The sequence below is a fragment of the Pseudomonas sp. PS01299 genome (genome assembly GCF_029960145.1).
GTDB lineage: Bacteria > Pseudomonadota > Gammaproteobacteria > Pseudomonadales > Pseudomonadaceae > Aquipseudomonas > Aquipseudomonas putida_A.
In genome coordinates this window covers 1-13,393 of the sequence record NZ_JASCPO010000161.1, presented here as the reverse complement: position 1 = coordinate 13,393, position 13,393 = coordinate 1, and the positions used below count along the sequence as shown (strand labels likewise).

Annotated in this window: 10 protein-coding genes; 4 read left to right on the top strand and 6 right to left on the bottom strand. The window is 60.9% G+C overall.

The window, feature by feature from the left end; all coding sequences use genetic code 11:
• Positions 1-86 precede the first annotated feature (86 nt).
• Positions 87-584: a tRNA adenosine(34) deaminase TadA gene (tadA, locus tag QMX91_RS22285; protein WP_135296498.1), complete on the bottom strand. Its 498-nt coding sequence runs from the start codon at positions 582-584 to the stop codon at positions 87-89.
• A complete protein-coding gene (locus tag QMX91_RS22280) occupies positions 584-1,960 on the bottom strand; it encodes a multicopper oxidase family protein (protein WP_282413385.1) in 1,377 nt (458 codons plus the stop codon). Before QMX91_RS22280 ends, tadA begins: the two co-directional genes overlap by 1 nt.
• Positions 1,961-2,186: 226 nt before the next feature.
• Between QMX91_RS22280 and QMX91_RS22275 the strand changes: the two genes are divergently transcribed.
• Positions 2,187-5,129 carry a membrane-targeted effector domain-containing toxin gene (locus QMX91_RS22275; protein ID WP_282413384.1) on the top strand — a complete coding sequence of 981 codons (2,943 nt, stop codon included), beginning with the start codon at positions 2,187-2,189 and terminating at the stop codon, positions 5,127-5,129.
• Positions 5,130-5,211: 82 nt separating this feature from the next.
• On the opposite strand, the gene guaA is transcribed toward QMX91_RS22275, so the two are convergent.
• The 4 genes from guaA to QMX91_RS22255 all read right to left on the bottom strand — a co-directional run bounded on the left by guaA (position 5,212) and on the right by QMX91_RS22255 (position 10,031).
• Positions 5,212-6,789, bottom strand: a complete 1,578-nt coding sequence (guaA, locus tag QMX91_RS22270; protein ID WP_003227864.1) for a glutamine-hydrolyzing GMP synthase — start codon at positions 6,787-6,789, stop codon at positions 5,212-5,214.
• A gap of 99 nt (positions 6,790-6,888) precedes the next feature.
• A complete protein-coding gene (gene guaB, locus QMX91_RS22265; RefSeq protein WP_027612123.1) occupies positions 6,889-8,358 on the bottom strand; it encodes an IMP dehydrogenase in 1,470 nt (489 codons plus the stop codon).
• A gap of 206 nt (positions 8,359-8,564) precedes the next feature.
• The gene (locus tag QMX91_RS22260; protein WP_282413383.1) at positions 8,565-9,113 is read right to left on the bottom strand and encodes a sugar ABC transporter ATPase; all 549 of its coding nucleotides are present in this window, start codon (positions 9,111-9,113) and stop codon (positions 8,565-8,567) included.
• 144 nt (positions 9,114-9,257) lie between these two features.
• Positions 9,258-10,031, bottom strand: coding sequence for a sulfite exporter TauE/SafE family protein (locus QMX91_RS22255; protein WP_027612125.1), 774 nt, complete (start codon positions 10,029-10,031; stop codon positions 9,258-9,260).
• A gap of 100 nt (positions 10,032-10,131) precedes the next feature.
• Here QMX91_RS22255 and QMX91_RS22250 point away from each other — a divergent pair, with 100 nt between their 5' ends.
• Genes QMX91_RS22250 through QMX91_RS22240 form a run of 3 tightly spaced genes read left to right on the top strand, consistent with a single transcriptional unit; the run spans position 10,132 to position 13,285 of the window.
• A complete protein-coding gene (locus QMX91_RS22250; RefSeq protein ID WP_282413382.1) occupies positions 10,132-11,046 on the top strand; it encodes a LysR family transcriptional regulator in 915 nt (304 codons plus the stop codon).
• Positions 11,047-11,077: 31 nt separating this feature from the next.
• The gene (xseA, locus tag QMX91_RS22245; RefSeq protein WP_103484068.1) at positions 11,078-12,457 is read left to right on the top strand and encodes an exodeoxyribonuclease VII large subunit; all 1,380 of its coding nucleotides are present in this window, start codon (positions 11,078-11,080) and stop codon (positions 12,455-12,457) included.
• A 3-nt stretch (positions 12,458-12,460) separates the two neighbouring features.
• Positions 12,461-13,285 carry a peptidoglycan DD-metalloendopeptidase family protein gene (locus tag QMX91_RS22240; RefSeq protein WP_027612128.1) on the top strand — a complete coding sequence of 275 codons (825 nt, stop codon included), beginning with the start codon at positions 12,461-12,463 and terminating at the stop codon, positions 13,283-13,285.
• Positions 13,286-13,393: the final 108 nt, after the last annotated feature.

Genomic DNA, 13,393 nt, shown 5'->3' with positions numbered 1-13,393 from the left:
TCGCGATAGCGGTCTGACAGTCAAAGCAATGTTGAATGTCAGACCGCTATCGCGAGCAGGCTCACTCCTACAGTTGGGGGTTGTGTTTATTCAGATGGTTTTGCGCGACGGGCTCTGAAGAATTCGGTCAGCACTGCTCCACATTCTTCGGCCAGCACCCCACCCTCATACAACACCCGGTGATTCAAAAAGCCCTGGGTAAAGAACTGTCCCTGACTCTGCACAACCCCGGCCTTCGGCTCCAGCGCGCCATACACCACCCGGGCAATGCGTGAATGCACGATCAGCCCGGCGCACATGCTGCACGGTTCCAGCGTCACGTACAGCGTGCTGCCGGGCAGGCGATAGTTGCTGACAGCTTGCGCAGCAGCGCGGATCGCGACCATTTCCGCGTGGGCACTCGGGTCGCTGGTGGTGATCGGGCAGTTGTAGCCACGCCCGATGATTTCACCGTCCTGCACCAGCACCGCGCCCACCGGCACTTCGCCGAGGGCTGCGCCTTGGGCAGCAAGCTCCAGCGCTTCACGCATGAAATCGCGGTCACGGCTGCGGTCGATGATCGCGGCGGGGCGAATCTGGCGCATCACTTCACCTCGATGGCGGCCATCAGGCCGGTTTCCATGTGGTCGATCACGTGGCAATGGAACATCCATACCCCCGGGTTATCCGCCACCAGCGCCACTTGCGCACGCTCGTTCTTGCCCAGCAGATAGGTGTCGGTGAAGTACGGAGTGATCTTGTGCCGGTTCGACGCAATCACCTTGAAACTCATGCCGTGCAGGTGGATAGGGTGCTGGTACTGGGTCATGTTCTTCAGTTCGAAGATGTAGCTCTGGCCCAGCTTCAGGCTGGCAATCGGCCGATCGGCGCAGGTCTTGTCAGTGATGTCCCAGGCCTTGCCGTTGATCTGCCACAGGCTCGGTGGCTTGCCGTTGTCGACATTCACCGACACCGAACCGACCCATTCGAAATTGAAGTTGAGTTTCTCGGCATTCGCCAGATCCGGCTCGGCCACCGGGTTGGCGGGCAAGGCATTCGGCCACTCGGTCGGCGCATCGTTATTGGCTACCGAACGCAAAGTCCCCAGTCGCACCGGGCCGTTGCGCAGCGACAACTCCTCACCGGCCGGCGGCGCCTTGATCGCCAGACAAATACGCATGCCCGGGCCCAGCCAGTATTCCTTGCCCAAGGGGCGCGGCTCGACCGGGTTGCCGTCCAGCGCATAAATCTGCGCTTCGACGCCGGGAATGTTGATGCGATACGTCAGGGTGTTGTCGAGGTTGAGCAAACGCACCCGGGTGATCTGCCCCGCCGGCAACTCGATCACCGGCGTTGGCACGCCGTTGATGGTCGACAAGCGCCCCGCCGTACCGCCACGGGCCGCTTCACGGGGGATGCTGAATTCGACGAAATTGCCTTGCTCGTCAATGTGCCAGTTCTTCAGGCTCAGGGTTTTTTCGTACTTGAAACCGGTCGGCTCGCGCTCTTCGACAATCAACGGCCCGACCAGCCCGCGCCCCAGCTCTTCGCTGCTGCTGACGTGCGGGTGATACCAGTAACTGCCGGCGTCCGGCACGCGGAATTTGTAATCGAAGTATTCACCGGGCAGCACCGGCAATTGCGAGACGTACGGCACACCGTCCATCTCCAGCGGCAAACGGATGCCGTGCCAGTGAATGGTGGTCGCCACCGGCAGGTGGTTGATGAAGCGCACCCGCAACCACTCGCCCTGACGCACACGCAATTCAGTGCCCGGCGCCGATGGGCCGAACGCCCAGGCTTCGGTCTTGTGCCCCGGCACCAGCTCGACGTCCAGTGGCGCCGCGATCAGCTCGTAGTCGTGGCCCGCGTCAGCATCGGCCATCTTGCCCAGCCAGTAGCGCGACGCACCTCCCGCCCCGACACCAACGACAACAAGACCGGCCAGGCCACCGAGGATTTGGCGACGGGTAAAGGACATGAACTCAACTACCTCACGTATCTGCGTCGGGCACCGGGCCCGCAAAAGGCAAATACGATACACCTGCAATTGCGAAACAGTAAGGGCAGCGCGGCGGATGGACGCAGTTGCGCCTCGCGCGTACATCATTTCGATCGCTCAGGTGACATAACTATGTAGTGCACATGCAGCGAACAGCCGGGCCATCCTGTGCCACCCGTTTCTCAAGGACAGAGAGCCCAAACACATGCCCAACCCGATGCCCAACGCCGCCGACAAGGCCGCGCTCAAGGCGATTGCCGCCACCGTCATCCAGACCTGCCCGAGCCTGCAGGACGCTGCTCGACAGGTCGCCAGCGACTTGTTGATCAAATACCAGATCCACGGTCTGGATCCGGATCAAGTGTATTTCCACCGCTTCGACGCCTCGCAAAGCAGCTCGAATGCCTTCACCGGCTGGGAGCACGTGCACGCCACGCCCACGTCAAGCATGACCCTGACCCAGTTAGTGATTCACCGCTTTCGCGTCGCCGATCAGGACAACGCCGACCTGCTCGATGTCTATGGCGGTTTCTATACTGCCGGTCCCGACGCCCGTACCTTCGATGAACGCAATGAAGTGCGCCTGCATGGCAACGATGTGCTCAAGGACTTCTGGAGCATCGACTTCAGCGCGCTGTACGACGCTCAACTGAACGCATTCTGGAACACCAGCGGCAGCGACTTTCGTACGCTGGCCAAGTGCAATTTCCTGATCAAAGCGCTACAGGCGCGGGACAAACGTCAGCTGAGTGGCGAGGATTTCCAGTTCGTCACGCAAGCGGCGATCGGCCCGCTGACGTGGCCAGTCAGCCTGCCAATGCTGCAGACCAGCCACCCTTGCCCGGACAGTGTGCGCACGCTGGACATTGCCGGTTACGCCGCTACCAACGTCCTGCGTTTCGTCATGCCCCAGGGTCGGCAGATCCTCTACCTGCCCGGCAACAGCGATGCATTCCATGTACTGGAAAGCGCCACCGACCTGCACTTCTGGATCCTGCAGCGGATGAACAAGCCCGCCGCACGCGAGACATTCCTTGCGCATTTCTCGCTGGCCGACCGGCAGCAGATCAACGCCAACCTCGGCGACCTGATGAATCGCCTGGTGGCGACGTGGGGCCGCTATGATCACTCGATGATCAATCAGGACAACCGCGCGGTCAGTGGCGACGCCTTCACCTGGCTGAGTGACTCGACCCGCACGGCGATGTTTGCCGAAGCCAGCCTGTCCCTGACCTCCAACGGTGACCTGCGCAAGAAGCTGTGGATCGGCTACCTCAGCGCCGGGGTCAAGGTTTTCGGGCCAATGGCGGTGGTCGGCTGGCCAGTCGCATTGCCGGTGATCGGCGCCAGCATTGCCAACATGGGGCTGAACATCGATCAGGCGGTCAATGGCAAAACCGCCGCCGAGCGCAAGGCCGGGATTGTCGGTGCGGTGCTCAGCGGCATCGACATGCTGTTCAACCTGCTGGCACTCAAGGGCCCGGGATCATTGGCCGAGGTCGGACCCGAGGTGGATGCCGCCGAAGCGGCGGAGATGAGCGACCTGACCGATAAAGTCGGGACGCCGATGGGTGGGCCTCAGCCGTCGATTGCCACACCCCTGATTGAAGACACCCCGCGACCGGTCATTCCGCCGAGCTGGCAAGCCAATGAGTTGCTCGACGGCATTACGCCGGTGAGCGAGCCCGGAAAATTCCAGGGCATTTATCTGCTCGATTCGAACCCCTCAACCGCCATCCTGATGGACGACACCGCCTATTACGTACGCTACGAAGCCGACATCAACGGCAGCGGACACTGGGCGGTCATCGATCCTGAGCACCCCCACGGCTTTACTCGCTCGATCCCGGTACGCCTGAACCCTGAGGGTGAATGGGAAGCCATGCCTCGCGCAGGACTCGCCGGCGGTGGCAAACCTTCGGCACTGGCCGGATCAAGCAGCCGCAGCCCGCTGACCGCCCTGCCCGCCTCGCAATACGACGTACCCGCACCGCTCAAGGCGCATCTAGAGGAAGGCGCGGCCGGGCTGAATGACGAGGCCTTGCGCGATTTCTACGACAGCCTGAACGAGTTCGATGCCTACCGCGACTTCAAGGTCATCCGCAAACGCCTGTATCACGATGCACTGGATTTTTTCAGCACGCTGCGCCTGCCCGATCGTCCTCCGGTGCCCGCCCTGGCGGCAGACGCGACCGCCGAAGAAATTATCGAGAAAATCCTCGAACATGCCCGGGGCCTGGTGCTCGGCGAGAGCCACACGGCCATCGGCAGCAAGCAATGGCTGATCGAGAACATGCCATTGCTCGCCAGCAAACAGGTGAAGAGCCTGTACATGGAGCACCTGCTGACCGACTTCCATCAAGCCGCGCTGGATGAATTCTTCCGCACCGGCAACATGCCGCAAAAACTCGAGGCCTATCTCAAGGCACTCGACGTCGGCAACATGACCGATCCGCTGGAGCGCTACACGTTCCTGGAACTGGTCAAGGAAGCCAGAAAGCAGGGGATCCATGTACAAGCCATCGATTGCATGGCGAGTTACCGACTCAACGGCATGGACTTGCCATTGGGCAACAACACCGCGCGGCAGAAAATGATGAATTACTTCGCGCGTCTGATGATCCGTGCCGATCAGTCCGCACGCGGCGCGCACAAATGGGTGGCGCTGATGGGCAACTCTCACTCCAACACTTTTGATGGGGTTGCCGGCGTCAGCGAACTGGAAGAGGCAATCGGCATTCGCGTCGAGGATGTCGCCGAAGGGACTTCACGGGGCATTGAAGTCGATCCCGGGAGAATCCTGCCCTTGGGCGGTACGGCGCACGATCGTTCCGCGCTGGTCAGAGGCGACTTGCGCCTGCAAATCGAAACATCCTGGACCGCGCACACGATGACCGAATTCGAAACCCTGCTGCCTCGCTACGGCATGTACTCCCTGAAGCAGCAACCCAACCTGACGTTCATCGTTCATCGCAGCCGCACCCGAGAACTGGTACGGACCGTCATCGACACAGACGGCAAGCACTTCTACATCGAACGCCCCGGCTGGACTTCGGTGAGCGGTAAACGCTACCCGAGCATGAAAGCCCTGCTGCAAGCTCTGGATGACATGGGCATGCAACTGGGTGGCTGGTCAAAACCGCTGTAACGCAAAAACAGAAAAGCCGTGTGAAACGGATTTCACACGGCTTTTCGGTTGCGGCGATCACGCCTTTACGGCTTGCGCGGGATCACTCCCACTCAATGGTCGCCGGCGGCTTGCTCGACACGTCGTAAGTGACGCGCGAAATACCTTCGATTTCATTGATGATGCGGCCGGAGACGGTTTCCAGCAGTTCGTAAGGCAGGTGTGCCCAACGTGCGGTCATGAAGTCGATGGTTTCCACGGCACGCAGGGCCACGACCCAGGCGTAACGACGGCCGTCGCCGACCACGCCAACCGATTTCACTGGCTGGAACACCACGAAGGCCTGGCTGACTTTGTGATACCAGTCGGCTTTGCGCAGTTCTTCGATGAAGATATGGTCGGCGCGACGCAGCAGGTCGGCGTATTCCTTCTTCACTTCACCGAGGATGCGCACGCCCAGACCCGGGCCCGGGAACGGGTGACGGTAGACCATGTCGTACGGCAGGCCCAGTTCCAGACCCAGACGACGGACTTCGTCCTTGAACAGTTCGCGCAGTGGCTCGACCAGTTTCAGGTTCATTTCTTCCGGCAGGCCGCCCACGTTGTGGTGCGACTTGATCACGTGGGCCTTGCCGCTTTTCGCGCCAGCCGACTCGATCACGTCCGGGTAGATGGTGCCTTGCGCCAGGTACTTGATGTTGTCCAGCTTGCAGGATTCGGCATCGAACACGTCGATGAAGGTACGGCCGATGATCTTGCGCTTCTTCTCCGGATCGGCTTCGCCGGCCAGGTTGTTCAGGAACTGCTCTTCCGCGTTGGCGCGGATCACCTTGACGCCCATGTTCTCGGCGAACATGGCCATCACTTGCTCGCCTTCGTGCAGACGCAGCAGGCCGTTGTCGACGAAGACGCAGGTCAGTTGGTCGCCGATGGCTTTGTGCAGCAGCGCCGCAACCACCGAGGAGTCAACGCCGCCGGACAGACCCAGCAGCACGTTGTCGGTGCCGACCTGTGCGCGGATGTTGGCGATGGCGTCTTCAGCGATCTTCGACGGAGTCCACAGGGCTTCACAGCCGCAGATGTCCAGCACGAAGCGCGACAGGATGCGGCCGCCCTGCTTGGTGTGGGTCACTTCCGGGTGGAACTGCACGCCGTAGTAAGCGCGCTCGTCGTTGAACATGCCGGCGATCGGGCAGCTTGGGGTGCTGGCCAGGATGTGGAAGTCTTCCGGCATCTTGGTGACCTTGTCACCGTGGCTCATCCACACGTCGAGACCGAACAGGCCGTCGGCGTCGATGTGGTCCTCGATGCCGTCGAGCAGGCGGCTCTTGCCGACTACGTCAACGCGGGCGTAACCGAACTCACGCAGCTCGGAACCTTCAACCTTGCCGCCCAGTTGCTCGGCCATGGTCTGCATGCCGTAGCAGATACCGAAGACCGGCACGCCCAGATCGAAGACTGCCTGTGGGCAGCGCGGGCTGTTGGCTTCGTGCACGGACTCGGGGCCGCCGGCGAGGATGACGCCTTTAGGTGCGAATTCGCGGATCGCCTCTTCGTCCATGTCGAACGGGTGCAGCTCGCAATACACACCGATCTCGCGCACGCGGCGGGCAATCAGTTGGGTGTATTGCGAACCGAAGTCGAGGATCAGGATGCGGTGAGCGTGAATGTCGAGGGCCATGATTCAGTCTCGTCTAAGTAATTCAGAAACAGTCGTGATTCAGAAACAACTCGGGGCTGAATAAAACAGCCCCGGTTGCTTAACGATTTGCTTGAAGCATCAACCTACGCGGTAGTTTGGCGCTTCTTTGGTGATCTGCACGTCGTGAACGTGGGATTCGGCCATACCGGCACCGGTGATCCGCACGAACTCAGGCTTGGTGCGCATTTCTTCGATGTTGGCGCTGCCGGTGTAACCCATCGAGGAACGCAGACCGCCCATCAACTGGTGGATGATCGCCGTCAGGGTGCCTTTGTACGGCACACGGCCTTCGATCCCTTCCGGAACGAGCTTCTCGGCGCCTGCCGAGGAGTCCTGGAAGTAACGGTCGGAAGAACCTTGCGCCTGAGACATGGCGCCCAGCGAACCCATGCCGCGATAAGCCTTGTACGAACGGCCCTGGAACAGTTCGATCTCGCCCGGGGCTTCTTCAGTACCGGCGAACATCGAACCCATCATCACGCAGGACGCCCCAGCGACGATGGCCTTGGACAGGTCACCGGAGAAACGGATGCCGCCGTCGGCGATCAACGGCACGCCAGTGCCTTCAAGGGCAGCGGCGACGTTGGCGATGGCACTGATTTGCGGCACGCCGACACCGGCGACGATACGGGTGGTGCAGATCGAGCCAGGGCCGATACCGACCTTGACCGCATCGGCACCCGCTTCGGCCAGGGCCTTGGCGGCTGCGCCGGTGGCGATGTTGCCGCCGATCACCTGCACTTCAGGGAAATTCTCTTTGACCCAGCGAACGCGGTCGATCACGCCCTTGGAGTGACCGTGTGCGGTGTCGACCACCACCACGTCCACACCGGCGTTGACCAGCGCGGCAACGCGGTCACCGGTGTCTTTACCGGTACCGACGGCAGCGCCAACGCGCAGACGACCTTGATCGTCCTTGCTGGCCAGCGGGTAGGCTTTGGCTTTTTCGATGTCTTTGACGGTCATCATGCCTTTGAGGGCAAATTTGTCGTCGACGATCAGGACTTTTTCCAGGCGGTGCTTGTGCAGCAACTCGCGGACTTCGTTCTTGTCGGCGCCTTCACGCACGGTGACCAGACGCTCTTTAGGCGTCATCACTTCACGTACGGTGGCTTCCAGACGGGTTTCGAAGCGTACGTCACGGGAAGTGACGATGCCGACCAGGTCGCCATCGTGCAACACCGGAACGCCGGAAATGTTGTGCATGCGGGTCAGTTCGAACAGGTCACGCACCGTGGCATCAGCCTCGATGGTGATCGGATCTTTCACGACGCCGGCTTCGAACTTCTTGACCTTACGCACTTCGGCAGCTTGCTGCTCGATGGTCATGTTCTTGTGGATGATACCGATACCACCTTCCTGAGCCATGGCGATTGCCAGACGGGCTTCAGTAACGGTGTCCATGGCGGCAGAAACCAGAGGAATATTCAGCTCGATGCCACGGGTAAGGCGGGTCTTGAGACTGACTTCGTTAGGAAGCACCTCGGAATAACCAGGCACTAGGAGAATGTCGTCGAATGTCAGAGCTTCTTGGCTGATACGCAGCATCGCGGGGGCTCCCGAGCGGGAAAATGGAAGCGCGCCATTATAGTCAGACACCCCCTACTGTTCAATGTAAAACTCAGCCTAATTGATGTACGGGACCCGCTGTTTTCTGTAGGAGCTGCCGAAGGCTGCGATCTTTTGATCTTGTCTGTAAAAAACAAGGTCAAAAGATCGCAGCCTTCGGCAGCTCCTACAGGGCCGAATGCAGGTCAGAGTTCGACTTTTACCCAACTGACAGGTTGATCGAGCCAATCGGCGAACTCATCGATAAAGCTCTGCTTGAACCCGGCTTCCAGCCAGTTGTTGAAGATAAAGCCGAGGTTGGAAAACGCACATTCCTGCAAGAACAGAAAGCCGTTGATGTCGTCTTCATGCCCGCATTCCGGGCAGGTGAAGTTGTCGGTGCGGCCTGGAAACCAGTCTTCCAGGCTTTCGAACAGCGCTTCGCCAACTTCGCGGCGGCACTCGGCGCACCCGGCTTCTTCGAGAAAGCCCTTGGCCGGCGTGTAGATGCAGCGCTTGACGATGATCTCCAGGCCGTTGATCGGCTCACCGAAGGGCAGCGCTTCGGTGTGCAGCACCACCGCACGCGCGCCGTCGGCAATCGCATGGGCCATGCGATTGCCGGTGCGGCCGCAAGTGGTCAGCTGTTCTTCGATGATGTTCTTGCGCACCAGCCAGCGCACGATCGCCCGCGCCCGGGGTTCGTGGACCGGCAGGGTGGAGATTTTCGGGACGATGATGCTTTGCGAATTCATGGAAAGTCCTGCGGTATGGCTTCTGACGCCTTCGCAAGCAAGCCCGCTCCCACAGGGATATGCATTCCAATGTGGGAGCGGGCTTGCCCGCGAAGGGGCCCTAAAGGCCGGCAGCTTAATCCCTGACGAAATCCGGTCAAGTGCTCACGCCATACTAATAATGTAGCGTCCGATCAACGCAATCCCGCTCGCCAGCACCAGCCAGGTCACCAATCGTACAAACGCCTCGCGCGACAACTTCATGGTCAAACGCCGCCCGATCCACAGGCCCAGCACCATGGCCGGCAACAGACACAGCGCCAACATCAACAAGGGTAGCTCGGCATACACCCCGGCGATGGCGAACAGACTCAAACGCACCACCGTGCTACAACTGATCAGCGCACTTTGCGTAGCCCGCGCCGCGTCCTTGGGCAGGCGGCTGTTGAGATAGATCGCATATAGAAAGCCGCCACTGCCAAACAGCGCGCCAAACAGCCCGCCTACCGTGCCCATCGGTAGCGCCCATGCGGCAGACAACTGCGTCGGCCGGGTTTTCACCCACAGGCTGTAAACCGCATAAGTGCTGATGAATAACCCCATCAACAGCAGCAACAGGTCGGATTTGAGGTTGAGCAGGAAAATCACCCCCAACGTGCACCCCACCGCCATGCACGGCAGCAGCCGCAACAACTCGGGCTTGGCCACATCCCGGCGCGAGGGCAGCAGATTGCCGAACGCCGCGACGAAATCCAGCAGCACCAGCAGCGGCACGATTTTCGACAACGGCATGAACAGAATCAGAATCGGCCCCGCGACCAGTGCGGTACCGAACCCGGCAATCCCGAACACGATATAGGCCAGTGCGATTCCCAGTCCGATCACCACCCAGCCGCCCGCGCCCCATGTCCATTCACTCAACAACCCCGCCACGCTCATCGGTCCGCTTCCTTTATAAGCCTGTGATGACTTTAGCCAGCGCCAAGCCTTGCGACTAATATGTTCAAAGCCACTCACTCATCTCGAAAAGGCATACCTGATGCTTTCAACCCGTCAACTGCGCTACTTCGTGGAAATCGCCGAATGCGGCAGTTTCAGCGCCGCGGCTGAACGCCTGTTCATCGCGCAGTCGGCGCTGAGCCGGCAGATCAAGGACATGGAAACCCGCCTGCAAACCGCGCTGTTCGAACGCACCGCACGCCAGCCCCGGCTCACAGCGGCGGGTGAGGCGTTTCTGCCCCGGGCCAGAAACCTGCTCAACGAACTGAGCAAAGCCAGCACGATGGCGACCGAAGTCGGTAACGGACAACTGGGCACGCTGCGTCTGAGTCATTCCAGCACCGTGTCGATCAACGGGCATTTATTACGTCGGATCAGCACTTATCTCGATCAGCAACAGGGCGTGTCGCTGGACATCGGCAAGCTGTCCTCCGAGGCGCAGCTTGAGGAACTCGCGGAAGGACGCCTGGACATTGGCCTGTTGCGCCTGCCGGTGCTGCGTCAGCGTGAAGGTATTCAGGTGGTGCCATTGTTCACCGAACGCTTGCTTCTGGCGGTGCCGAACGATCATCGCCTGGCCGATTCAGCCGCTGTCGAATTGGCGCAACTGAAGGACGAGCCGTTTATCTCGATCCCGCATCCGCAGCGTGGCGGGCTCAGCTATTTGTGTGCCGACCTGTGTATGCGTCAGGGCTTTTTTCCCAAAGCGGCGCGGGTGATGTCGCGCAAAACTACGCAGTTGCAGTTGATCCAGGCTGGATTCGGCATCGCCCTGCTGCCCGAATCAATGCAGGACATCGCCCCCGGCGGTGTACGATTTCTGCCGCTGAGCGATCCCGATTGCCAAAGCACCGTGGCCCTCGCCTATCGCCAGAACCCCACGCCACTGGTTCAACACTTCATCCAGACCTTCACAAATCCTCCCTACAAGGGGTTTTGTGTTGGGTCATGGTGATCGACAGGCAAATGCCCTTAAACTGCGCCCCATGATTAAAGATCCCTTTGCAAGACTTGGCCTGGACCGTGAAGTCCTGACCGTCAGCCAGCTCAACGGCCGCGCGCGGGTGTTGCTCGAAGACGTGTTCAGCAACATCTGGGTCGAAGGCGAAATCTCCAACCTCGCCCGCCCCGCGTCCGGCCACGTGTATTTCACCCTCAAGGACAGCGGTGCGCAGGTGCGTTGTGCGCTGTTCCGCAATAATGCGGCGCGGGTGCGTCAGGCGCTGAAGGACGGTCTGGCCGTGAAGGTGCGCGGCAAGGTCTCGCTGTTCGAAGGCCGTGGCGACTATCAGCTGATTCTCGATACCGTGGAGCCGGCCGGTGACGGCGCGCTGCGCCTGGCCTTCGATGCACTGAAGGAAAAGCTCAGCGCCGAAGGTCTGTTCAGTGCCGAACGCAAAGTGCCGCTGCCGGCGCATCCGCAACGCATCGGCATCATCAGTTCGCCGACCGGCGCGGTGATTCGCGACATCATCAGCGTGTTCCGTCGCCGTGCGCCGCAGGTGCAACTGACGCTGATTCCGACTGCCGTGCAGGGCCGTGAAGCCACTGCACAAATCGTCCGCGCGCTGAAACTGGCGGATGCCCGTGGTTTCGACGCACTGATCCTCGCCCGGGGCGGTGGTTCGCTGGAAGACCTCTGGTGCTTCAACGAAGAAGCCGTGGCCCGGGCGGTCGATGCCTGCGTGACGCCGATTGTCAGCGCCGTCGGGCATGAAACCGACGTGTCGATCAGTGACTTCGTGGCTGACGTGCGCGCCCCAACGCCCTCCGCCGCCGCTGAACTGCTGGCCCCGGATTCGAGCCACCTGATCCGTCAGGTCGAAAGTCTGCATCGGCGTCTGGTGATGCGCATGCGCGACCGGCTGATGCGCGATCGTCTGCGCCTGGAAGGCATGGCCCGCCGTCTGCGCCACCCCGGCGAACGCCTGCGTCAGCAAGCGCAACGCCTGGATGACCTGGACATGCGCCTGCGCCGGGCGTTCGAACGCCAGCTCAATACCCGCCGCGAACGCCTGATCCGTCTGGAAACCCGCCTCGCCGGGCAACACCCGGGACGCCAACTGGCGATGCTGCGTCAGCGCCTCGACAGCCTCGCCGAACGCCTGCCGCGAGCCATGCGCGAAGGCCTGAAAAGCCGTCGCCTGCAACTGCACAGCCAGATGCAGACGCTGCATGTGGTCAGTCCGCTGGCGACCCTCGGCCGTGGCTACAGCATTCTGCTGGATGAACGCGGCCAGGCCATCCGCAACGCCGCGCAGACCCACAACGGGCAGCGCCTGAAAGCCAAGCTGGGCGAAGGCGAACTGCAAGTGCGCGTCGAGGACAACCACCTGACGCCTGTCACCCTTTCTCTACTGGACTGATCCATGCCGCGTTTTTTTGCTCCGTTATTGTTGCTGTGCCTGACCTCCTTCAACGCCCACGCCGACAGCTACATCACCCGTTTGCTGAACAAACCGGTGCCGGGCGGCGTCGCGGTGGTCGATCTGGGCAGCGCTGCGCAGGCACCAAAAGCCACCTATCAGGGCAAACCGGTGCTGGTGGTGAAAGAACAGAACAACTGGCTGGCGATTGTCGGTGTGCCGCTGACGGTCAAACCCGGCAGCCAGCAGATCAGCAGCGGCGGACGCAATCTGCCGTTCACGGTTGGCAACAAGAAATACCCGGAACAGCACATCACCCTGAAGAACACTCAGCAGGTCAATCCGAACCCGGCCAACCTCAAGCGCATCGAGGGTGAACTGGCCGAGCAGATCAAGGCTTACCGCAGCTTCAGCCCGAACACCCCGAGCAACCTGCTGCTGGATAAACCGGTCAACGGACCATTGTCGAGCAAGTTCGGTGTGCGCCGCTTCTTCAATGGTGAAGAGCGCAACCCCCATGCCGGTCTCGACTTTGCGGTGCCGGCCGGCACGCCGATCAAGACTCCGGCGGCGGGCAAAGTGATTCTGACCGGCAACTACTTCTTCAACGGCAACACGGTGTTTGTCGATCACGGACAGGGCTTTATCAGCATGTTCTGCCACATGTCGAAAATCGACGTGAAGGTCGGCGATCAACTGGCCCGTGGCGCGGTGGTGGGCAAGGTCGGCTCGACCGGCCGGGCGACCGGGCCGCACATGCACTGGAACATCAGCCTGAACGATGCGCGGGTGGATCCGGCGATTTTCATTGGTGCATTCCAGCCCTGAATTTGTGTTGAGGCCACTGGCCTCTTCGCGGGCAAGCCCGCTCCCACAGGTTTCTCGGGTGTACATAATATTCGTGAACGACACGGACACTGTGGGAGCGGGCTTGCC